The sequence below is a fragment of the Corynebacterium sp. zg-331 genome (genome assembly GCF_014267345.1).
Taxonomy (GTDB): Bacteria; Actinomycetota; Actinomycetes; order Mycobacteriales; family Mycobacteriaceae; genus Corynebacterium.
On the sequence record NZ_JACMYD010000003.1, the window covers coordinates 134,636 to 156,157 of the forward strand.

Genomic DNA, 21,522 nt, shown 5'->3' on the forward strand with positions numbered 1-21,522 from the left:
TGAGGCACGCGCACCGCCATGGTCTCGGCACCACACATAGCGGGCGTGACATCTGTTTTCGATGCGGACACCGCTCGGCCACGTCCCGTTCACGTTGGACTGTCAGACTCGCCAGTAAGCATCGAACATTCACCACCGGAGGTTTTTACGTCATGGCCCCACCGCCCCCGACCACACTCAACCCCTGGGAATGGCAGCGCCACGGTGCCTGCCGCGGAACAAGCGCCGAGGTGTTCTACCACCCCGACGGCGAGCGCGGGCGCGCCCACGCGCTGCGCGAACGCAAGGCCAAAGCCATCTGCCGGTCGTGCCCCGTCCTAGAGAGCTGCCGCGAGCACGCGCTGCGCACGGCGGAGCCCTACGGGATCTGGGGCGGCATGAGCGAATCCGAGCGCACGGCGCTCCTGCGGCGAAACCGCTCCGGCTACTCCTCGCGCAGCACCACCCGCGCCTCCCAGGGCCGCAGGATCTCTTCTGCCGCCTCCTCTTCGTAATTGCTCAGCAGCGCCTCGGCCTCACCCAACGCGGCGCACACCTCCCCGGGGCATGCCACCTGCCGGGACGTGAAATTCACCGCCACCACCAGCCGGGTGGTGCCCCAGGCGCACTGGTAGGAATAGACGCAGGGATCAGCCCCGGCAATCGGCTCGTACGTGCCCTCGCGCACCACCTCGCGCAGCGTCGTCTTGCGCAGCCGCAGGAGGCGTCGATAGTAATTGAGCACCGAGGCATGATCGCGCTGCTGAGCAGCCGCGTTGATCTCGGCGTAGGTGGGGTTGACCTCGATCCACGGCCGGGCCTGCGGCGTATCCCCGCTAAACCCGGCCTGCGGCAGGGCGCTCCACTGCATGGGGGTGCGCGCGTTATCGCGGCCCCGGGCGTGCACGCGGGCCAGGGCCTCATCGGCGTCGAGTTCCCCGCGCTCCCCCACCGTGGTACGGTACCAGTTCAGACTATCGAAGTCGCGGTAGTCCTCGATGCTCTCAAAGGCGGCATTGACCATGCCCAGTTCCTGCCCCTGATAGATGTACGGGGTGCCCTGCTGGAGGTAGAGCACCGTGGCCAGGGCCTTGGCGCAGGCCGCCCGGAACTCAGGGCGATCGTCGCCAAAGCGGGAAACCGCGCGGGGTTGATCGTGGTTCTCCCAGTACAGGGCGTTCCATCCCGCGCCGTGCAGGCCAAGCTGCCAGGAATCCAGCACCTCCTTAAGTTCCGCCAAGGCGGGGCGCTTGAGGCTCCACTTGCCAAAGCGCGGGTCATTCCCCAGGCTCACGTGCTGGAAGTGGATAATCTGGTTGAGCTCCTCGCGCTCCGGGGCGGTATAGAGCACCCCCTCGCGCGGGGTGGGGCCGTCGAGTTCCCCCACGGTTACCACGCCGCCGCTTCCTGGTTCCCCGCCGAGCGACCACGCCTCGCGATTCATCAGGTGCAGCCAGGTGTGTACCTTGGATCGGTTGTTCACAAAGCGCATCGAGGAGGTCACCCGCCCCGACTCCTGGTGGGGATCGTCGGGAAAGCCCTCCGGCTTATCGGCGGTGCCGATGGCGTCCACGCGCCACCCATCCACGCCGCGCTCCTGCCACCAACGGATCATCTTGACGATCTCCTCTCGCACGGCCGGGTTCTCCCAGTTGAGATCCGGCTGCTTACGCGAGAACATGTGCAGGTAAAACTGCCCGGTGCGCTCGTCCCATTCCCAGGCGGAACCACCAAACTCGGAGCCCCAATTATTTGGCGGAAGCGGTGTCCCGTCCTCCGCGTAACCGGCGGGATCGCGCCATATGTAGTAATCACGATGGGGATTATCCTTGCTCTCGCGGGAACGCAGGAACCACTCGTGTTCGTCCGAGGTATGGTTGACCACCAGGTCCATCATGATCTTCAGACCCATCTCGTGCGCGCGGGCGAGCAGCTCGTCGAAGTCCCCGAGGGTGCCATACTCCGGCATGATGTCCCGGTAATCGGAGATGTCGTAGCCGTTATCATCGTTCGGGGAGCAATACACCGGGCACAGCCACAGAATATCCACCCCCAGTTCCTTCAGATACGGCAGCTGCTGAATAATGCCGGGAATATCGCCGATACCGTCGCCATTGGAATCCCGGAAACTACGCGGATAAATTTGGTAGACCACCGCATCGTGCCACCACTGCAGCTGCTCGTTTTTACCCATTGTTCTTGCCTTTCCTCATCGCGCTTCCATCTGCACCAACACGCCGTAGTGATCGGAGACCACCGGCTCCTCCCGCCCGGTGAACACCACCCGGTGCGCGCGCACCGCCACCGGCCGATTCACCAGCACGTAATCGATCCGCGCCCCGACGCGGGCTTCCTCCCATCCCACGATCGAACCCGCGATGGTGTCGTGCCCCTGCGATCGCGGCGCAAGATCGCGGGTATCGAGCCACCCCAGGTCGCGGATCATGCTGTAGCCCTCGCCGCGCACCGTGGCCGGGTTATTCAGATCGCCCGCCACGCACACGAGCTCGTCAGGGTAGCTCCGGGCGAAATCCTCGATCACCTGCCATTCCCGCCTAAAAAGGTCCTCACCCGCCGCTGTCCACCAGGAAAAGTGTCCGGAAAGCACCCAGCCCCAGCCGAGTATCCGCACCGCCAGCGCCACCCTGCGTCGCACGTCCACGTAGGGGTAGTCCGCCAGCACCAGGCGGCGCACCTCAGTCACCGCCGGGGCCGCAGACTCCCCGGCGGTAGGCTTCGTCCGCACCAGCAGGCCCACGCCCTCGTCGTATTTGCCAAAGCCCTGGTGGGCCTCAGCCCAGTAGCAGCGGTACTCCCCGCCCAGGTGAGCGCAGGCCTCCGCGAGTACCTGGACGTAATTATCGGCACCCACCGGCAGGGCGCTTGGCCCCTGAAAGCGCGCGGAACGCCAGGCAACCCCGTCTTGGAGTTGGTTGGCCTCCTGCACCGCCACCACGTCCACCCCCTCGGTCACGATGAGGCGGGCAGTGACCATGATCTTGGCCGACTGATCCTCCTCGCACCAGCTGTGCGCATTTAGGCTGAGAACTTTCACGGCGGGGTCTCCTCCTCGGGGATTCATCGGTGCGCCCCGGCCAGGGCCACACGCCACCCCAACGGGGCGGGGTGGCACAGGGTGGCGAGAGATCGGGTGCACCCAAGCCTAGGTCGCCCGCCGCCTTATGCCCCCGATCATTGGCTGCCGGGGCACGGCATCGGTGCCAAAAGCGCGGAACCTATGCCGCAATCACGCAATCATGGCAATCGGCACTGGTCAAGACCGTAGAGTGATCCGCATGTTCCCCCTGCAATGAGCCTCCCACCCGGCGCTACGGGGACGCGAAGAAACGTGTAGGAAAGAATAAGGTGCTTGACCATGATGGAAAAAGTACAGAGGTTCGGCAGCGCCATGCTGGCGCCGGTGTTGCTCTTTGCCGTAGCCGGGCTGGCCGTGGCCCTCGCCATCATCGCCCAAAACGAGCAGATCGTGGGCGACCTGGCGGCTCCCGGAACCTGGTGGAGCAACTTCTGGCGGGTGTGGGAATCCGGCGCCTGGACCGTGTTTAACCAGATGGAGCTGCTCTTTGTCCTGGGGCTGCCCATCGCCCTGGCCAAGATGGCCAACGCCCGCGCGGTGCTAGAGGCCGCGCTGCTCTACCTCACCTTCAATTACTTCGTGGCGGGCTTCCTCGAGGTCTTTGGCCCCGCTTTCGGTATCGACTACGCCGCCGAACCGGGCGGGGAATCCGGCCTGAAGATGATCGCGGGCATTAAGACCCTGGACACCGGCATTCTGGGCGCGATCTTCCTCTCCGCGGTGGCCGTGTGGTTGCACAACCGCTTGTTTGAAAAGAAGCTCCCGGAGTTCCTCGGCATCTTCCGGAGCAGCCAGTTCGTGTACATCGTGGGCATCGTCGTCATGCTGCCTCTCGCCCTCATCGTCTGCTTTGTCTGGCCCCAGGTGCAACTGGGTATTGCCTCCCTCCAGGGCTTCCTCATGGCCTCCGGTTCCCTGGGCGTGGGGCTATACACGTTCCTAGAGCGCATCCTCCCACGGGCCTGCACCACTTCGTCTACTTCCCCTTTGTGTTTGCCCCCGCCGTGGTGCCCGAGGGAATCCAGGCCCACTGGGTCAATAACCTCAGCGAGTATGCGCAGTCCAGCGCTCCCTTAAACGAGCAGTTCCCCGGCGGCGGCTTCGCCCTCCATGGCAATCCCAAGGTCTTTGCTCCCCTGGGCATCGCAGCGGCCTTTTACAGCACCACCAAGCCAGAAAAGCGCAAGGCCGCCCTGGCCCTGCTGGTTCCCGTGGTGCTCACCGCCGTACTCACCGGTATTACTGAGCCGCTGGAGTTTACCTTCCTGTTCGTCGCCCCACTGTTGTTTACCGTCCACGCCGTGCTCTCCGGCCTCATGACAGCCCTGATGTACCAGCTGGGCCTGGCCGGAAACATGGGCGCGGGACTCATCGACGTCATCGCCCAAAACTGGGTGCCGCTGTGGGCGCAGCACCACGCCACCTACCTCATGCAGATCTGCGTAGGCCTGTGCTTCACCGCAGTCTATTTCGTGCTTTTTCGCTTCCTCATCCTCAAACTCAACCTGAAAACTCCCGGTCACGAGGACGATAAGGATGTCAAACTCTACTCAAAGCAGGAATACCGAGAGGCACAAAGGAAAAACTCCACCGAGACCCCGACCGATCACACCGAGGCAGCCTCCGACCCCTACTCCCAGCGCGCCGCAGACTTCCTGCGGCTCCTCGGCGGGCCGGGTAACATCACGTCGGTGAACAACTGTGCCACCCGCCTGCGCATCTCCGTGGCGGAGCCGGACAAGGTGGCCGAGGCCAACGACTTCCAGGAGGCGGGGGCACTCGGGGGGGCAATAAGGGCACCGCAATCCAGGTCATCGTGGGCATGGACGTGCCGCAGGTGCGCGATAAGTTCGAAAAGCTCATGGGGGATGGCGCCTCCTAGCCGCTTCCCCAATCGAGCGCGGCGTTGCTATGCTACGCAGGCAGAACGACGCCGCGGAGAGTGGAAGGAAGCGATGAATCTCGACAGCATCGTGGCCGCCACGCAGGGCACCTGGAACAACACCGAGCACGACATCCTCGCCTACCTCCTGACCCACCAAGCCGAGGCCGCCAACGCTTCCATGCAACAGATCGCGCAGCGCACCTACATCTCCACCTCCTCGGTGATGCGGCTGGCCAAGCGCCTGGGATTCTCCGGCTTCGCGGAGATGAAATATTTTATCCGCACCTCCCTGTGGGAAGCCGCAGAACGCGATGCCCCCGACCCGGTGGCCCTACAGCAGCAGGATCTCCTCGGCACCCTTACTCACCTGGAATCCACCGCCACCGACCCCATCGTGCAACGACTCTACGAATCCAACACCGTGTACTGCCTGGGCACCGGCTCCTCCCAGCGCCTCACGGCCTCGGAGTTCGCCAAATCCCTCATGGCCAACGGCAAACAGGCCACCGTGATCACCGACCTCACCGAGATGAAGGTCAGCCTGCCCATGATGAAAGCCAACGACACCCTTGTGCTCGTCTCCCTGGGCGGCAACAACCCCGGACTTCGCGGCAATACCCCGGGCCGCCGCCCTGCGCGGGGTCCCCACGCTCGCGGTCACCCGGCTAAGCAACAATCCCCTGGCGGCAGCCTCCCGGTGGAACGTGCACTACTGCGCCAGCGCGCTCACGCCCCCGTGGCACGTGGGAGAGTTTTACTCCTTCATCGGTCTCAACGTGGCCCTGGACTATCTGATTAGGGCATACATGGAGTACCGGCTGCGAGAGGAAGAAACCGCAAAATAGGAAAACCACTCTAGCCAGCGCATCCCACACCGGCCTCAACGGAAAAATTGCCCCAATCATTCCCTATTCATCAAAGGTGGTGGTTTCATCAAAAATCATCCCCTCGTTATGGGAATAAAATTTCTCGTACGATCCGGGCAGCACGGCGCCGCAAACATCCGCCCCTCGAAAATCGCAAACGTAAGCATTCAAAGCATCGAACCTTGCCCCACGCAAATCCGCATGAGCAAACGAAACGTTCTTAAATTCGGCTTCAATAAAATGCGCCTTGACCAACCTTGCACCCGCAAAGCTCACATTATAGAAATTTGACCAGTACGCATTCATCCCCTCAAGCTTTTGCCTGGAAAATCAATATTTTGCATTTCAGCATTCTCAATGATAGGTATATTCATACCGTAATCCACCTTCCATCATTACCACTTATCCAAGTTCCACACCACCCATCACAAAGGAGGCTTTTCACTGGAACTGCGGGGAGTTCCTCACCCAGTCGGGACATTCATCAGTCCCGTAAACCCTCCTACTCCAAGGGCAATAAGCGGTAATCACACCTCGACTTCCTCTCCCTTCTCCCAAGTCTCGATAGTTGACAACCGCCCTCATTAACCTATTTTCAGTAATTTTGCGGCTAGTAATGAACCTACCGCACTGCACCCTATTAATGGGAAGATAGTAAACGTGAGCCGTTCCATCAACATCGATCGTGGGCGCGGCCTGCGTTATATACCTCACCGCTTTTACTGACAACCGGTGTTTATTTTCTATTTTATTTTTCATATCCCGCCGCAACACCACATACTTCCCCTCCTTGCTCGTCCAGGAAGCCATAATATCGTATTCACCATTACCAACAAAGCCTCCCGAAGACCCTTCCCTAAGGGAAGGGATGATACCCCGATCCAGCATTCCCAGCAGGGACGCAGGGGTGAAGTGTCCAGAAAATCCAAAATCTCTCAGCTGCCAAGCCTCCGGGACGATCCGATCAATGACGGAGGCGGAGGCTATCTGTGGCGCAGAAAAACCATCCCCGCCGCAAAGACCAAACTAGCCAACGTTTTCTTCAGCATGAAATGACCGTACCCACAGGGATCTCGCTTAAGCAAGGAAAATATATGATATATATCACATATAGTGACTATAGGTGGATATCTCCACCCTATGCTCAGCCAGGGCTTCGGCCCTCATTAACCGTGAGCCACAAAGGCTCCCCCACACTGCCACGAGCAGCGCGGGGGAGCCTTGTCTCGTAGTCGCCTAGAAGGCGACCCTCACCTAGTGGTGATGATGCCCACCAGCGGCGGACTCGTCCTCTTCCTTCGGCTTTTCCACCACGGAGGCCTCCGTGGTCAAGACCATGCGCGCCACGGAGGCGGCATTGACCACGGCGGAGTGCGTCACCTTCACGGGATCGATGATCCCCTGCTCGATGAGGTTGCCGTACTCCAAAGTGGCGGCGTTGAAGCCCTCACCATTGGGCCGCTCGGCGGTGTGGGCCACCACCACGGCGCCGTCCAGGCCGGCGTTCTCCGCGATCCAGAAGGCGGGCTTGACCAGAGCGCGGGCCAAGGCCAGTACACCGGTCTTGGCCTCGCCCTCGAACTCGGAGGCAAAGGTCTCCAGCTCGCGGGCGATCTGCACCAGCACGGAGCCACCACCGGCGATGATGCCCTCCTGCACGGCGGCGCGGGCGGCGTTGATGGCGTCCTCCACGCGCAGCTTGCGCTCGCCCACCTCCGTCTCGGTGGCGGCGCCGACCTTGATCACGGCCACGCCGCCGGAGAGCTTGGCCAGGCGCTCCTCGGCCTTCTCCTTGTCCCAGGATGAGTCGGTGTTCTCGATCTCCCGGCGGATCTGCGCGCGGCGGTTGTCCAGGGCCTCGGCGGTACCGGCACCGTCCACGATGACGGTCTGATCCTTGGTGATGGTCACGCGGCGCGCCCCACCCAAGACCTCGGTGCCCACCTCGGGGAGGTTGACCCCCACTTCCGGGTCCACCACGGTGGCACCGGTGACCACGGCGAGGTCGTCCATGAAGGCCTTGCGGCGCTCCCCAAAGTACGGGGACTTCACGGCGGCAACCTTGAGGGTCTTGCGGATGGAGTTCACCACGAGGGCCTGCAACGGCTCGCCTTCGATGTCCTCGGCGATGATGAGCGCCTGCTTGCCGGATTCCGCGATCTTTTCCAGGATCGGCAGGAATTCCGGCAGGGAGGAGATCTTGTTGCGCACCAGGAGCACCACGGCGTCCTCGAGGATGGCCTGCTGAGCGTCGGTATCGGTGATGAAGTAGGGGGAGAGGAAGCCCTTATCGAAGGACACGCCCTCGGTCACGTCCAGGGAGGACTCGATGGAGGTGGATTCCTCCACGGTGACCACGCCGTCCTTGCCCACCTTCTCCATCGCGCCGGAGACCATCTCGCCGATGACCTCGTCGCGGGAGGACACGGTGGCCACGTTGGCTACGTCCTGAGTGGCGGAGACCTCGGTGGCGCGGGCCTTAAGCTCCTCGACGACCTTCTCCACCCCGGCGGCGATGCCCCGATTGAGCTCGATGGGGTTGGCGCCGGCGGCCACGTTGCGCAGCCCCTCGGTGATGAGGGCCTGGGCCAACAGGGTGGCGGTGGTGGTGCCGTCGCCAGCGATGTCGTTGGTCTTGATGGCCACGGACTTCACCAGTTGCGCGCCGAGGTTCTCGAAGGGGTCCTCGACGTCGATGTCGCGGGCAATAGTCACGCCGTCGTTGGTCACGGTGGGCCCGCCGAAGGCCTTGTCCAGTACCACGTTGCGGCCGCGCGGGCCGAGGGTGACCTTCACGGCGTCAGCAAGCGTATCAACGCCGCGGAGGATGCCCTCGCGGGCCTCCTGGTCGAATGCAATGAGCTTTGCCATGTGTTAATCCCCTACTTGGCTACGACGGCGAGGACGTCGCGCGCGGAGAGGATCAGGTACTCCTGACCCTCGTACTTGATCTCGGTGCCGCCGTAGCGGGAGAAGATCACGGTATCGCCCTCCTTGACGTCTACCGGGATGCGCTCGCCCTTCTCGTCGAAGCGGCCAGCACCCACGGCGATGACGGTGGCCTCCTGCGGCTTCTCCTTGGCGGAGTCCGGGATCACCAGGCCGGAAGCGGTGGTGGTCTCCGCCTCGACGATCTGCACCAGGATGCGGTCCTCAAGCGGGGTGATATTGACGTTTGCCACTGTTATTCCTCCATGGGGGTACGTGCTTACTTGATTGTGCCGGTTGCTGCTATCCAGCACAGCCGTCGTCGCGGGTGAACAACTGTGTGTCTCACAACCTGACTGGCACTCTACCCCTGCGAGTGCCAGCGTTCAACCATTCCCGCCGGTTTGTGGCGCGAGCGCCACCCCCATGCGCTAGAGTTTGTAAAAACCATTGGCCTGATAGAAACGGTTTCGCCATGACCGCCTCCTCACCTCAGCAGCCGCGGGAACTGCAGCGGCAGCTCACCAACCGCCACATCCAGCTCATCGCCATCGGCGGCGCCATCGGCACCGGCCTGTTCATGGGGTCGGGGAAGACCATCTCCCTGGCCGGCCCCTCGATCCTCCTGGTGTACGCCATCATCGGCGCCGCGCTTTTCCTCTTCATGCGCTGCATGGGCGAGCTCCTCCTGGCCAACCCGCACGTCCATTCCTTTTCCGACATCGCGGAAAAGTACCTGGGGCACTGGGCCCGCTTCGCCATGAGCTGGACGTACTGGCTGTGCTGGATCGTCACCGGCGTGGCGGATCTCGTCGCCATCACCGGCTACTTCCGCTTCTGGTGGCCGGGGATGCCCAGCTGGATTCCCATCCTGGGCACCATTGCTTTGCTTTTTCTCCTCAACGCGCTGACCGTCAAGGCCTTCGGGGAGACGGAGTTCTGGTTCGCCCTCATCAAGATCGTGGCGATCGTCGCGCTCATCGTGGTGGGAACGGTGCTGATCTGCCTGGGCGCCACCAATAGCTCCGGCTCGACCGCCGCCGTGAGCAACCTCTGGGAACACGGCGGCCTCTTCCCCCACGGCTTCAGCGGCTTTGTCACCGGTTTCCAGATCGCCCTCTTCGCCTTCGTCGGAGTGGAGCTCGTGGGCGCCACCGTGGCCGAGACCAAGGATCCACAGACCGCCCTGCCCAAGGCCGTTAATTCCATCCCCCTGCGCATCGGCCTGTTCTACATCGGCTCCCTAGCCGTCATCATGATGGTCACCCCCTGGAACGAAATCGTCCCGGAAAATTCCCCCTTTGTCACCATGTTCGCCCTCACCGGCCTGCCCGCCGCGGCCACCATCGTGAACCTGGTGGTCATCACCTCGGCCGCCTCCTCGGCCAACTCCGGCATCTACTCCACCTCCCGCATGGTCTACGGCCTGGCCCACAGCGGCGACGCCCACCGCGTCTTCGCCAAGCTCTCCCCCCGCCAGGTGCCCCGCAACGCACTGACCCTCTCGTGCGTCTTCCTGCTCTCGGCGCTCGTGCTCATGGCCACCGGCGACGGCGTGCTGGAGGCCTTCACGATGGTTACCTCCATGTCCGCCACGCTTTTCCTCGCCGTGTGGACGGCCATCACCTGCTCCTACCTCGTCTACTGCCGCCGCGAGCCAGACGCACGGGACCGCTCGGCCTTTCCCACCCCCGGTGGGCGCGCCGCGGCGATCGGCCTGCTCGCCTTCTTCGCGCTCATGTGCGTGGCGCTCTCCCTGGCCGCCGATACCCGCGGCGGGCTGATCGCGGCACTGCTCTGGGTGGTCGCCATCTGCGCGGTGGGCCTGCGGCGGCACAAGAGCACCGCGTAATGCGTCATCCCTCGTGCACCAGCGGAACCTCCACGTCCAGGGAGGGATCGGTGCCCACCCCCAGCCCGGAGGGCCGCGCCCCCTCGGCAATAAGCTGCGCGGCCACCGCGGCGATCATCAGGCCGTTATCCGTGCACAGCGGGAAGCTGGGCACGCGCAGCTCGATGCCCTCCGCCACGCAGCGCTGAGCGGCCAGTTCCCGCAGCCGCGAGTTGGCCGCCACCCCGCCGCCCAGGAGCAACACCTCGGCCCCGGTATCCCGGCAGGCGCGCACCGCCTTCATGGTGAGCACATCGCACACCGCCTCCTGGAACGAGGCACACACGTCCTCCACGCTGATCACCCTGTCCTCGCGCTCGGCGGCCTCCACGTAGCGGGCCACGGAGGTCTTGAGGCCCGAGAAGGAGAAATCGTGCCGGTGCCCGCGCTCCTCGTCCACCTTTTTGGTCAGGCCGCGCGGGAAGGCGATGGCCGCGGGGTTCCCGCGGGCGGCCAGGCGGTCGATGACCGGGCCGCCCGGGTACCCCAGCCCCAGCAGGCGCGAGACCTTGTCGTAGGCCTCGCCGGCGGCGTCGTCGAGCGTGGAACCCAGCTCACGCATGGGCCTGCCCACGGCCTCCACCTCAAGCAGCTGGGTGTGCCCGCCGGAGACCAGCAGCGCCACCGAGTGCGGCAGCAGGGTTCCCTCCAGGTTGGCCACGGCCACGTGGCCGCCCAGGTGATTGACCCCGTAGAACGGGACGTCCCAGCCCGCGGCATAACCCTTGGCGGCCGAGGCCCCCACCAGCAGCGCCCCGGCCAGGCCCGGCCCCACGGTAGCCGCCACGGCGTCGGGGCGCTCGATACCGGCCTGCGCCAGGGCCTCGCGCACCACCGGCACCATCGCCTCCAGGTGCGCGCGGGAGGCGATCTCGGGGACGACGCCGCCGAAGCGGGCGTGCTGCTCCATCGAGGAGGCCACCACGTTGGCCAGTTCCTCCACGCGACCATCGTCGTGGAGGCGCACGATGCCCACGCCCGTTTCGTCGCAGGAGCTTTCAATACCGAGGATAATCATGATGGTTTCACAGTAGCCTCACGCATCATGGTGTACGCATCCGCCCCGGAGGGCTGATAGTAGTTGCGGCGCGTGCCCGTGATCCTAAAGCCACAGCTTTCGTAGAGGGCCCGGGCCGGGGCGTTATCGGTGCGCACCTCCAAAAAAACTGGGGCCGCCAGCAGGTCCGCGGTATGGAGGAGCTGATCTAGCAGGGCTCGGCCAAGGCCCCGCCCCTGGTAGGCGGGATCCACCGCGATGGTGTACACCTCGCACTCGGGAGCCTCTTCGGGCCCCAGCACCGCCATCCCCGCGTAGCCCACCAAGAGATCGCCGTCACAGGCCCCCACGTAGAAGGAGGAGGGGTGCGCGATCTCCCTCTCGAAGGCCTGGCGCGGCCAGGGACTATCTTCCGTGAACAACACCTGCTCTAATTCCGCGCACCGGGCGGCGTCCGCCGCCGTTAGCCGCCGCAGCCCCACCATTTATTCACCTCCGGGATCGCCGGGGAACGCGGCACAGGCTTGGGTTCGACGGCATCGGGGCGGCGCAGATACAGCGGCCGCAACGGCGCCGGGGTCGCGCTCATGTCCGCCACCGCCACCAACGCGGCGGGGGTGGGCCCGAGGTGGCTGCGCGGGACATCCGCCAGGTGCTCGGGCAGCTTTTCCACCAGGTGTTCCGGGATGCTCAGGTGCCCGGGGGTCTCCCGGGAACGCAGCGAGGCCGGGGCCACGACGTCCGGGCCCTCGACGCGCTCCCCGTGGCGATAGGCGGCCCAGTACACCTCCCGACGCCGCGCGTCGGTGGCCACCAGGGCCACAGGGTGCTCTCGGAGCTGATACCCGATGGCGTCCAGCGAGCACACCCCGTGCACCGGCAGGCCCAGGGAGTGACCCAGGGACTCCGCGGTGACCATGCCCACCCGCAACCCGGTAAACGGGCCGGGGCCGCAGCCGACCACCATCGCCCCCATGTCCACCAGGGAAAGGGCCTGCTCACGCAGCATCTCCTGGATGGTGGGAACTAAGAACTCGTTGTGGGCGCGGGTGCCGCGCACGATGCGCTGCGCCACCGCGTCCCCCGTGGCGGTATCCACGATACCCGTCACAAGGTCCGCCGTGGCGGTATCAATGGCGAGAGCTAACACGATCACCAGAATAACCCGTCGTCACCCCGGCGCGCCCCTAGCCCAGCAGCCGCTGCCCCACGTACTCCTCACCCTCCCGAATACCCGGAGGAATCAGGTACAGGCCCGTGGCGATGTGCTGCAGATATTCCGTGAGCAGGTCGTCGGCCATGCGGGAGAGCACCGGGATGAAGTGGGTGCGCGGGTCGCGCACGTAGGCGATGAAGAACAGTCCCGCCTGCAACCTGCCCAACTCCGTGAGGCCCTCGGTGTAGTTATATCCCCGGCGCAGCATCCGCACCCCCTCATTATGCACGGGGTGCACGGTGGCCAGGTGCGAGTGCGCATCGATGCTGCCCTCGTGAAAGTCCGGCGCGCTGAACTCCTCACCACCGGACATCGGCGCACCCTGCACCTTGTCCCGGCCAATGATCCGCTGCTGCTCGGCCAGAACCAGCTCGTCCCACACCTCCATCATCATGTGGATCTTGCGCACGCACAGGTACGTGCCGCCCGCGGCCCAGGCGCCGACGTCGTCGTCCGGTTGAATCCACAGGTGCGCATCGAGCTCCTTCGCGGAATCCTCTGCCTTGATGTTGGCGGTGCCGTCCTTAAAGCCAAAGAGATTGCGCGGCGTTTCCTGCTGCGTGGAGGTCGAGGCGGTGCGACCGTAGCCCAGTTGCATCCAGCGCACCGACGCCGTGCCAAAGGCCAGGCGCTTGAACTGGTGCATGGCGTGGAGCACCACCATCGGATCCTCCGCGCAGATCTGTATCACCAGATCACCGTGCGAGCGGTCCTCGTCGATTTTCTCCGCCGCCATGCGCGGAATCCCCTGGCGCAGGGCCTGCGGGCAGTACCGATCCAGGCCGAATTCCTCCCGGAACAGTCCGGCGCCAAAGCCAAAGGTGATGCTCAACCGAGAGGGGCGTAGCCCCATCGCCTCGCCGGTATCGTCCGGGGGTACATCGTCGCGCGTCTTGGGCGGATTGACCGGCTCGCCCGCCTGCATGCGCTCGGCCGCCAACGTCCACGTGCGCAAAAGGGCCACCAGATCCTCCCGGCGGGTGGCCACCACGTCGAAGGCCACCATCAGCATCTGCTGCTGGGCCGGGGTGATGATCCCCGACTGGTGTTCCCCGCGGAACTCCACGGCCTCGTCCGCGGCGGCCTGCTCCGGTGCCGTGCCTCGTCCCAGGGCGAAGCCGCCCAGGGCGGTGCCCGCGCTCACGCCGGTGCCCAGGAGCATGGCCCGGCGGCTGATTCGAGTAGGCATTAGACGATCGCCTCGGTCAGCGTGGCCAGGGGCACGCGCAGCGCGTCTACGCGATCGGACAATTCGCGGCGGGCCTTATCGTCCAGGGAGTCGTAGGAGGCAAATCCCTCTCCCGTGCGGTGCTTGTCCAGGGCGGCCTGGAGGGCCTCAAAACGCGAGGCGATGGTCGCGGCCAGGTCCTCATCGTTGCGTTTGGCTAGGGCCTCCACCGTGCCGTAGGCTACCCGGGCGCCCTCAAGGTTGCCCTGGAAATCATAGAGATCGGTGTGGCTAAAGGCTTCCTCCTCGCCGGTGATCTTGGTGGTGGCCACCTCCTCTAGCAGCCCGATCGCCCCGTTGGAGATATCCGCGATACTCACGGAGAAGTCGGGAGAATACACCAGATCGTAGAGCTTCTGGGTATCGCCTATCAGACTCCGGGAAAGGTTCTCGCGCTCTTCCGGGGCGGCCGCCGGGGCGCCCTCGGGCCGCCACAGGTCCTTTTCGATGCGGTGCCAACCCGTCCACGGGCGTCTATCGTTCTCTTCGGAGGCCTGGTAATCGGCCTCCCGCTCGTCGAGGGCGGGGTCAAGATCGCCAAAAGCCTCGGCGGTCGGTTCGATCCGCTCGTAGAACATGCGGGCGGGCGCATAGGCCTTCTTCGCCGCGGCCTCGTTGCCCTGTCGATACGCGTCGGCAAAGTCCTCGGTGGCGGCGAGCAGCTGGCCCACTTGATCCCGGACGTAGGCGGTGTAGTTCACCACCGCGGCGTTAATGAGCTCCTTTTCGTCGGCGGAGACCTCCACCTCCTCGCCCTGCGTCACGGTGAAATCGCGCGCGCCCACCAGGGCGCCCACCATGTTCTTCTTGCAGGCCGTCACGTAGGTGCCCGGTTCGAGCAGCACCGTGTAATCGACGGTGGTGCCCGGCCCGATATTCTCGCGCTCGCCCACGATGCGCAGGCGATCCTCGGCGAGGATCTCGAACTCATTGCGCACCGTGCCCTCGTTTTTCACATGGAAGGTCACCCGACCGGACGGGACCTCCGAGGCGGAGACCTCGCAGGCATCGTCGGCGATGCGCACCTCGATGGGCCCGCCCGCGGCCCCGTTGTCCCCGGTATTCTCCGGATTGTTTGCCACGCAGGCGCTCAGCGCCACGGCCGACAGCAGAACGGGAATGATACGAACACACTTCATGGCCTTTAAGCCCTCTCTTTATTTTTGATACCGCTCCGGGCGCGCCGCTGCTGCCGCCACACCAGCGGCAGCGCCACCGCGAGATACAACGCCCAGCCCACCACCTGCACCACGGTGGGTGCGAGATTGACGTTAAACATGGCCTCTGCCAGCACAAACCACCACGCGCCCGGGTGCACGCCAGGAAGGTGTCCGTCGAAATAACCGGAAAGATCGTAGGCGCTCGTGCCCCACCCCGGCAGCACCCCGGCCTCCTGGAGATCCCCCAGGCCATAGGAAACGATGCCCGCCGCCACCACGATGAGCAGATAGCCGGTGAAGGTAAAAAACGCGCCCAGGTTGATCCGCGCGGTGCCTCGATAGACCAGCCAGCCGATCACCATCGCCGTGGCTAGCCCCGCGATCACCCCCGCGGTGGGCTGCCACAGACCACCGCGGGCGGTAGCCCGCACCGTGGCCCACACGAATACCGCCGTCTCCAGGCCCTCGCGGCCCACGCTCAGGGCCGCGAGCCACACGACCGCCCACGCCGAGGAACCCTCTAGGGCCGTGGCGGTCTGGGCGCGTAGATCGGCGCTGAGCCGACCCGCGTGCTGCGACATCCACAGGATCATCCAGGTGATCATGGCCGCGGCCACCAGCGAGAGGATTCCTCCCAGGATCTCCTGGGCCTGGAACGTGAGCGTGTACGGCCCCCAGGTCATCACCGCCCCCACCGCCAACGGCACCATTGCCGCCAGTCCCACCCCCAACCACAGGGCGGGCAGCATGTCCCGGCGATTCGTCTTCACCAGGCTCGCCACCAGGATCCCCACGATCAGGGATGCCTCGACCCCTTCGCGCAAGGCAATCAGAAAATTAGCCAGAAACACTGACCCAGCCGCCTTCCAGGCACGTGTTATAAGGAGAAAAGTATTCTTTCTCCACGAGAAAAATTAGCCTCGGCTCGCCTCATCAGTCAATAAGATGACCCCCTTATTTACCCCCGAATGAGCATTTTTTCACAGCGAAATACCCCCGATTACCGATCCCCGGGTTCCGATGCCTAGAAGTACGACCAGAACCGCGCCACGATCGCCACCCCGATCGCCGCGATCCACACCACGGCGATGAGCAGCTTCCCGCGATCCCATCCCCGGATCAACGCGGATCCCGAATCCCCGTAGGCACGCAGGTTAAAGGCCGTGACGTACACAAAGAGCACGATGGTGACCGCCCACACCCCCATGCAATAGGGGCACAGCGCCCCGATCACGTACACCGCCTGGAAAAACAGCCAGTGCACGAACAGTAGCGCAAACGTCATGCCCGCCTGGGCCCCGAACCAAAACCACCCGGCAAACCGCCCCCCGGCCGCCACCGCCGCGCCGATGAGGGCGACCATGCCAAAGCCCACCAGGCCGATGAAAGGATTCGGAATGCCAAAGGCCGCCGCTTGCACGGAGCGCATGACGTTGCCGCAGGACACCACGGCATTGAGATCGCAGGTGGTGATGTAGGAGGGATCCTCCGCCAGCTTCATCTTTTCCACCATGATGATCCCGGAGAGCACGATGCCCACGATGCCTCCCACAACGAACAGCCACCCCCACGCCGCCGAGGGAGCGACCCTCGGGACGGGAGAACTATCGCCCTCGCGCGCCTGCGCATCCCCCTGCTTGGTTCCGGCCACCGCGTCCGCCATCATCGTGCCCCTTTTTCTTGCTTTCGTTCATGGGCGCCGGGCGCGCCATCATGCCCCTCCTATTTTAGGCCCCGCCGCGGCGCTGCCACGATATGATCCTAGCCTCAGAGGAGGGATCGTGCTCCACGGCGGTGATGCGATCCAGGCACACGAACAGATACTCCCCCGCGATCTGCTCCACCAGGCCGCCGCCCCATTCCGCCACCACCACCGCCTGCGTCAGCTCCGAGTCCAGGTCGAGGGAATCCAAGGCACCCGTCGGGTCGGCCGCGGCCTCGCCCTCCCCCAGCAGGCGGTAGGCGTCCACGTGAATCAGCGTGGGTCCGCCCGCGCGATGACGGTGCTCCCGGGCGATGATAAACGTCGGGGAGGTGACCCTGCCGCGCACCCCCATGCCCGTCGCAATCCCCTGGGTCAGGGTGGTCTTGCCCGCCCCCAGGGGGCCATCGAGCAGAACCACGTCCCCTGCCTCCAGCGCCGCGCCCAGGTACGCGCCGAGCGCGCGCGTGTCCTCCGCGTCCTCGCACCGGCGCATGCCCTCGGCCGGAAGGGTCTCCTTCATTCTTGTGTTCCCTCCTCCACATACACCCTGCGGGTACGACGCCGGGGCGCGCACACCACCTCGTAGCTGATCGTGCCGCTGCGCCGCGCCAATTCCGTGGCGCTCATGGCGTCGCGGCCAAAGATAATCGCCTCATCGCCGGGGCGCACCCCCCGCGGGTTCTCCCCCAGCCACACCAGGAACTGATCCATGCACACCCTGCCCACCTGGGGATAGCGGTGGCCTCCCACGGTGACCTCCAGGTGCCCCTGCGCCGCGCGCGGGAGCCCATCGGCATAGCCGGCGGGAATCAGGGCCAGGAAGCCATCGCGCGGGGCCCGCCACGTCAGGCCGTAGGAGGCGCCCTCCCCCGCCCGCACGGGTTTCACCAGCAGCACTCGCGCCGCCCAGGTCATCGCCGCTATCAGCCCGTGGTCTCGCCCCACCACGGGTTCGAGCCCGTAGAGCGCTAGGCCCACGCGCACCATCTCGTGGTGTAGATCCGGGCGAGTCAGCGTTCCTGGGGAATTACAGAGGTGATTGACCGGTACCCGCAGACCGTGCGCCCGCGCGCAGGCGAGCGCACGGCGGAACTGCTCGGCCTGCGCATCGGTGGCGGGGTTCTTCGGCTCATCGGCGCAGGAAAGGTGGCTCATCAAGCCCGTGACCCGCAGCGAGGGGCAGGCCGCCAGGGCCGCAAAGACCTCAGGCCAGTCCTTGGGCTCCACGCCGCTGCGGTGCATGCCGGTTTCCACCTTCACGGTGGTCTCGTAAGGCGCAGCGTGCCTCTCGACGTCGCGCGCGGCGTCGATCAGCGCCCGCGCGTGCTCCGGCGAGGTCACCGCCAGGCGAATCCCCCGGCGCACCGGCTCTGCTATGTCCTGATCGGGAGACCACAGCCACGCCGTGATCGGCGCCTCGATACCCCGATCCCGCAGCCCAAGAGCCTCCTGACACGTGGCCACCCCAAGTTCTCGCGCCCCATGGCGCAGGGTGGTGCGCGCCACCGCCTCGGCACCGTGGTTATACCCATCGGCCTTCACCACGGCCATCAGCCGCGCCGGGGCCACCCGCTGCGCGAGGAGACGGGTGTTATACGCGATGGCCCCCAGATCGATGCGGGCGGTAAGCAAATCCATGAGGCCCTATTGTGCCACCCCGCTGCCCCGGGTTATTCCACGGTGACGGACTTAGCCAGATTGCGCGGTTTGTCGATGTCCTCGTTACCGCATTCTTGGGCGATGTAGGCCGCCAGGAATTGCAGGGGCACCGTGGCCAGCAGCGGCTGCATGAGAGTGGAGGCCTCCGGCAGGCGAATAAGCCAGTTGGCGAAGGGCTCCACGGCGGTGTCCCCATCCTCCGCGATCACGATGGTCTTTGCCCCGCGAGCGCGGATCTCCTGAATATTGGACACCACCTTGGAGTGCAGCAGCTTCACCCCCCGGGGGCTGGGCACCACGACCACCACCGGCAAGTCGTCCTCGATGAGCGCGATGGGGCCGTGCTTGAGCTCTCCGGCGGGAAAGCCCTCGGCGTGAATGTAGGCCAGCTCCTTGAGCTTGAGCGCCCCCTCCAGAGCCACCGGGTACCCCACGCCGCGCCCCAGGAAGAGCATGGTGCGTATCGCCCCCAGGGTGCTAGCGATGCCGCGGCACTGCTCCGAGGCGGGAAGCAGCGCCTCAACCTTGGCGGGAATGGCCTCCAGCGCCTCCCAGATCTCCTTGATCTCGTCCGGATACTTGGTGCCCTTGGCCTGCGCCAGGGCCAGGCCCACGATGTGATTGGCGGCCACCTGGGCCAAAAATGCCTTCGTGGAGGCCACGCCGATCTCCGGACCGGCGTGGGTGTATAAGACGGCATCGGACTCGCGGGGGATCTGAGAACCATTCGTATTGCACACGGCCAGTACCTTCGCTCCCTGGGCCTTGGCGTAGCGCACCGCCTCTAGGGTGTCTGCGGTCTCACCGGACTGGGAAACCGCCACCACCAGGGTGCGCGCGCCCAGGACCGGGTCGCGATAGCGGAACTCGCTGGCCACCTCGATCTGCACCGGGATGCGAACCCAGTGCTCAATGGCATACTTGGCCAATAGGCCGGAGTGATAGGCCGAGCCGCAGGCCACCACGAAGATCTGATCCACAGCGCGCAACTCCTCATCGGAGAGATTCTGCTCGTCGAGCACGATGCGCCCGTCCTGGAAGTGACCGGCCAGGGTATCGCGCACGGCGGCGGGCTGCTCGTGGATCTCCTTCATCATAAAGGAGCTGTATCCGCCCTTTTCCGCCGCCTCCAAATCCCAGTCGATAGTAAAGGAACGCCCCTGAGCCGCCGAGCCGTCAAAATTAAGAATCTCGTAATCATCCTTGGCGATAATGACCACGTTATCCTGATTGAGCTCCACCGCGTTTTTGGTGTATTCGATAAAAGCAGCGACATCCGAGCCAAGGAACATCTCCCCCTCACCCACGCCCACGATGAGCGGGGTGGAGCGGCGGGCCGCGATAATCTGATCCGGGTGATCCGCGTGCAGCACCAACAGGGTAAAGGCACCCTCCAGGCGGCGCAGCACCTTTAACGCGCTGGCCCGAATATCCCCAGCGGTATCCCCCTCGTTATAAGCCAGGGCGATGAGATGCGCGGCGGTCTCCGAGTCCGTCTCCGAGGCCATCTCGATTCCCCGCCCCTCAATCTCCTGACGCAGCGGGGCGAAGTTCTCAATAATCCCGTTGTGAACAATCGCCACCTTCCCGTCATAGGAGAGATGCGGATGCGCATTTTCATCCGTGGGCCGCCCATGGGTGGCCCAGCGCGTGTGTCCGATGGCGGTGGTACCCGCCATGCCGGACGCACCGATCTTCGCGATTTTATCTTCGAGGTTGGCCAGCTTCCCGGCGCGCTTGGCGCAATGCAGCTCACCGGAGTCCGCCACGGCGATCCCCGCCGAGTCATAACCACGATATTCCATGCGCCGCAGCGCATCGAGGGCCACGCCCAGGCCCTGGCGGTTGCCGACGTATCCTACGATTCCACACATAGCCGCCAGGATAGTGTACGGATCAACCAGGCACCATCACATGATGTTTGCACAGTTCAGCGCCCGCCCATCAACACCAAGTGTCGCACACCACGGCCTCTTGGCTCAGAAGTAGCCCGGCATGTGTCTCTATCGTGGGAGCGATCTCCCACAAAGCAAAGCCCCATTTACTATCCTGTAGGCGTGTCTGAGAATCTGAACAAACACCTCTCCAAGCTCTCCAAGCGCGGGCCATACCGCGTGCTCGTGGGCGACCTCGCGTACGCCGGGCTTCCCGGCAAGGTGTACACCCCCGCCGAGGGTAATGGCATTCCGGCGGTGGCCTTTGGCCACGACTGGTTTACCGGCATCAAGGCGTATCGCGCTACCCTGCGTCACCTGGCGAGCTGGGGGATCGCCGTGGCCGCTCCGGATACCCAGGCCGGTTTTCGCCCCGATCATCGCAGTTTCGCCGCCGATCTCAACACCTGCATGCAGATCCTGGCCGGGGTCAAGCTCGGGCACGGCAACGTCACCGTTTCCCCCGGCAAGATCGGCCTGGTGGGCCACGGCATGGGCGCCGGTGCCGCCGTCCTGGCATCCACCGGCGAGGAGAAGGTGCGGGCCGTAGCCTGCGCCTATCCCGCTACCACCTCCCCGTCTTCGACCGAGGCTGCCCGGGCGGTCACCGCCCCCGGCCTGGTCCTTGGCTCGGGCCGCGATAACCTGCTGGAAGCTGGCAATCCGGCACTCCTGGCGCATCATTGGCGGGGCGAGGTGGCATATCGTGAGCTAGAAAAGGGTACGCAGCACGGTTTTAGCGAGGATACCGTGCGCAAGGTTCTGGTGGGAGCTAGCGGCCCCCAGACCTCCGCGAAAGAGACCGCACGCGGGCTCATCACAGGTTTCCTTTTGCATCGCCTCGCGGGGGAAAAGAAATATTCTGGTTTCTCCGCCCCGGAGGCCACCGCCAAGGGAGTTTTATCCTTAGGCGCCGCGGATATTGAGGAAAAAGCCTTCAAGCACCGCAAGGTGTCTCTTACTTCCTAAGCATTTTA

Annotated in this window: 19 protein-coding genes and 1 pseudogene; 5 read left to right on the plus strand and 15 right to left on the minus strand. The window is 64.7% G+C overall.

Going from position 1 to position 21,522, the window contains the following annotated elements; genetic code table 11:
• Window positions 1-152 precede the first annotated feature (152 nt).
• Window positions 153-494 carry a WhiB family transcriptional regulator gene (locus H7347_RS05220; RefSeq protein ID WP_152821964.1) on the plus strand — a complete coding sequence of 114 codons (342 nt, stop codon included), beginning with the start codon at window positions 153-155 and terminating at the stop codon, window positions 492-494.
• Here the strand turns inward: H7347_RS05220 and H7347_RS05225 are convergent.
• Both H7347_RS05225 and H7347_RS05230 read right to left on the minus strand, forming a co-directional pair.
• Window positions 425-2,173 carry an alpha-glucosidase gene (locus H7347_RS05225; protein WP_152821965.1) on the minus strand — a complete coding sequence of 583 codons (1,749 nt, stop codon included), beginning with the start codon at window positions 2,171-2,173 and terminating at the stop codon, window positions 425-427. The two genes, H7347_RS05220 and H7347_RS05225, sit on opposite strands and share 70 nt — an antisense overlap.
• A 15-nt stretch (window positions 2,174-2,188) precedes the next feature.
• Window positions 2,189-3,034, minus strand: coding sequence for an endonuclease/exonuclease/phosphatase family protein (locus H7347_RS05230; RefSeq protein WP_186337277.1), 846 nt, complete (start codon window positions 3,032-3,034; stop codon window positions 2,189-2,191).
• Between the two features lie 354 nt (window positions 3,035-3,388).
• Between H7347_RS05230 and H7347_RS05235 the strand changes: the two are divergent.
• A pseudogene (locus H7347_RS05235) lies at window positions 3,389-4,329 on the plus strand (PTS transporter subunit EIIC); the annotation flags it as partial.
• 177 nt (window positions 4,330-4,506) lie between these two features.
• Window positions 4,507-5,760 (plus strand): glucose PTS transporter subunit EIIB, encoded by a 1,254-nt coding sequence (locus tag H7347_RS10940; protein WP_370513926.1) that lies wholly within the window; start codon window positions 4,507-4,509, stop codon window positions 5,758-5,760.
• 109 nt (window positions 5,761-5,869) lie between these two features.
• On the opposite strand, the gene H7347_RS05245 is transcribed toward H7347_RS10940, so the two are convergent.
• From H7347_RS05245 to groES, 3 genes are all read right to left on the minus strand, one after another.
• The gene (locus H7347_RS05245) at window positions 5,870-6,133 is read right to left on the minus strand and encodes a pentapeptide repeat-containing protein (protein ID WP_152821971.1); all 264 of its coding nucleotides are present in this window, start codon (window positions 6,131-6,133) and stop codon (window positions 5,870-5,872) included.
• 948 nt (window positions 6,134-7,081) lie between these two features.
• Window positions 7,082-8,698 (minus strand): chaperonin GroEL, encoded by a 1,617-nt coding sequence (groL, locus tag H7347_RS05250; RefSeq protein WP_152821973.1) that lies wholly within the window; start codon window positions 8,696-8,698, stop codon window positions 7,082-7,084.
• Window positions 8,699-8,709: 11 nt separating this feature from the next.
• Window positions 8,710-9,009 (minus strand): co-chaperone GroES, encoded by a 300-nt coding sequence (gene groES / locus H7347_RS05255; RefSeq protein ID WP_055122206.1) that lies wholly within the window; start codon window positions 9,007-9,009, stop codon window positions 8,710-8,712.
• 221 nt (window positions 9,010-9,230) lie between these two features.
• Between groES and H7347_RS05260 the strand changes: the two genes are divergently transcribed.
• Complete coding sequence (locus tag H7347_RS05260) at window positions 9,231-10,607, plus strand: amino acid permease (protein WP_152821975.1); 1,377 nt, start codon at window positions 9,231-9,233, stop codon at window positions 10,605-10,607.
• Between the two features lie 4 nt (window positions 10,608-10,611).
• On the opposite strand, the gene tsaD is transcribed toward H7347_RS05260, so the two are convergent.
• The 10 genes from tsaD to glmS all read right to left on the minus strand — a co-directional run bounded on the left by tsaD (window position 10,612) and on the right by glmS (window position 20,485).
• Entirely contained in the window at window positions 10,612-11,664 is a 1,053-nt protein-coding gene (gene tsaD, locus H7347_RS05265; RefSeq protein WP_152821976.1) for a tRNA (adenosine(37)-N6)-threonylcarbamoyltransferase complex transferase subunit TsaD, read from the minus strand.
• On the minus strand, window positions 11,661-12,128 hold the full coding sequence (gene rimI / locus H7347_RS05270; protein WP_152821978.1) for a ribosomal protein S18-alanine N-acetyltransferase: 468 nt from the start codon (window positions 12,126-12,128) through the stop codon (window positions 11,661-11,663). Before rimI ends, tsaD begins: the two co-directional genes overlap by 4 nt.
• Window positions 12,107-12,793, minus strand: coding sequence for a tRNA (adenosine(37)-N6)-threonylcarbamoyltransferase complex dimerization subunit type 1 TsaB (gene tsaB / locus H7347_RS05275; RefSeq protein WP_186337280.1), 687 nt, complete (start codon window positions 12,791-12,793; stop codon window positions 12,107-12,109). The genes rimI and tsaB overlap by 22 nt, the downstream gene beginning before the upstream one ends.
• 37 nt (window positions 12,794-12,830) lie before the next feature.
• A complete protein-coding gene (gene efeB, locus H7347_RS05280) occupies window positions 12,831-14,048 on the minus strand; it encodes an iron uptake transporter deferrochelatase/peroxidase subunit (RefSeq protein ID WP_152821982.1) in 1,218 nt (405 codons plus the stop codon).
• Window positions 14,048-15,226 (minus strand): iron uptake system protein EfeO, encoded by a 1,179-nt coding sequence (gene efeO / locus H7347_RS05285; protein WP_152821984.1) that lies wholly within the window; start codon window positions 15,224-15,226, stop codon window positions 14,048-14,050. Before efeO ends, efeB begins: the two co-directional genes overlap by 1 nt.
• 5 nt (window positions 15,227-15,231) lie before the next feature.
• Window positions 15,232-16,098, minus strand: coding sequence for an iron uptake transporter permease EfeU (gene efeU, locus H7347_RS05290; RefSeq protein ID WP_186337281.1), 867 nt, complete (start codon window positions 16,096-16,098; stop codon window positions 15,232-15,234).
• A gap of 173 nt (window positions 16,099-16,271) precedes the next feature.
• Window positions 16,272-16,913, minus strand: coding sequence for a vitamin K epoxide reductase family protein (locus H7347_RS05295; protein ID WP_227659018.1), 642 nt, complete (start codon window positions 16,911-16,913; stop codon window positions 16,272-16,274).
• Between the two features lie 61 nt (window positions 16,914-16,974).
• On the minus strand, window positions 16,975-17,472 hold the full coding sequence (gene tsaE, locus H7347_RS05300; RefSeq protein WP_152821986.1) for a tRNA (adenosine(37)-N6)-threonylcarbamoyltransferase complex ATPase subunit type 1 TsaE: 498 nt from the start codon (window positions 17,470-17,472) through the stop codon (window positions 16,975-16,977).
• Window positions 17,469-18,590, minus strand: a complete 1,122-nt coding sequence (gene alr, locus H7347_RS05305; protein ID WP_152821988.1) for an alanine racemase — start codon at window positions 18,588-18,590, stop codon at window positions 17,469-17,471. Before alr ends, tsaE begins: the two co-directional genes overlap by 4 nt.
• 32 nt (window positions 18,591-18,622) lie before the next feature.
• Window positions 18,623-20,485: a glutamine--fructose-6-phosphate transaminase (isomerizing) gene (gene glmS / locus H7347_RS05310; protein WP_152821990.1), complete on the minus strand. Its 1,863-nt coding sequence runs from the start codon at window positions 20,483-20,485 to the stop codon at window positions 18,623-18,625.
• Window positions 20,486-20,668: 183 nt separating this feature from the next.
• Between glmS and H7347_RS05315 the strand changes: the two genes are divergently transcribed.
• On the plus strand, window positions 20,669-21,514 hold the full coding sequence (locus H7347_RS05315; RefSeq protein WP_186337282.1) for a dienelactone hydrolase family protein: 846 nt from the start codon (window positions 20,669-20,671) through the stop codon (window positions 21,512-21,514).
• The last annotated feature ends 8 nt before the right edge of the window (window positions 21,515-21,522 follow it).

Excerpts from the sequence above, each read along its gene's own strand:
- groL (WP_152821973.1), bottom strand. The coding sequence starts at position 8,698 with ATGGCAAAGCTCATTGCATTCGACCAGGAGGCCCGCGAGGGCATCCTC.
- H7347_RS05225 (WP_152821965.1), bottom strand. The coding sequence starts at position 2,173 with ATGGGTAAAAACGAGCAGCTGCAGTGGTGGCACGATGCGGTGGTCTAC.
- rimI (WP_152821978.1), bottom strand. The coding sequence starts at position 12,128 with ATGGTGGGGCTGCGGCGGCTAACGGCGGCGGACGCCGCCCGGTGCGCG.
- H7347_RS10940 (WP_370513926.1), top strand. The coding sequence starts at position 4,507 with ATGCAGATCTGCGTAGGCCTGTGCTTCACCGCAGTCTATTTCGTGCTT.
- H7347_RS05245 (WP_152821971.1), bottom strand. The coding sequence starts at position 6,133 with ATGAATGCGTACTGGTCAAATTTCTATAATGTGAGCTTTGCGGGTGCA.
- alr (WP_152821988.1), bottom strand. The coding sequence starts at position 18,590 with ATGGATTTGCTTACCGCCCGCATCGATCTGGGGGCCATCGCGTATAAC.
- efeO (WP_152821984.1), bottom strand. The coding sequence starts at position 15,226 with ATGAAGTGTGTTCGTATCATTCCCGTTCTGCTGTCGGCCGTGGCGCTG.
- tsaD (WP_152821976.1), bottom strand. The coding sequence starts at position 11,664 with ATGATTATCCTCGGTATTGAAAGCTCCTGCGACGAAACGGGCGTGGGC.
- H7347_RS05295 (WP_227659018.1), bottom strand. The coding sequence starts at position 16,913 with ATGATGGCGGACGCGGTGGCCGGAACCAAGCAGGGGGATGCGCAGGCG.
- tsaE (WP_152821986.1), bottom strand. The coding sequence starts at position 17,472 with ATGAAGGAGACCCTTCCGGCCGAGGGCATGCGCCGGTGCGAGGACGCG.
- H7347_RS05260 (WP_152821975.1), top strand. The coding sequence starts at position 9,231 with ATGACCGCCTCCTCACCTCAGCAGCCGCGGGAACTGCAGCGGCAGCTC.
- H7347_RS05220 (WP_152821964.1), top strand. The coding sequence starts at position 153 with ATGGCCCCACCGCCCCCGACCACACTCAACCCCTGGGAATGGCAGCGC.
- efeB (WP_152821982.1), bottom strand. The coding sequence starts at position 14,048 with ATGCCTACTCGAATCAGCCGCCGGGCCATGCTCCTGGGCACCGGCGTG.
- glmS (WP_152821990.1), bottom strand. The coding sequence starts at position 20,485 with ATGTGTGGAATCGTAGGATACGTCGGCAACCGCCAGGGCCTGGGCGTG.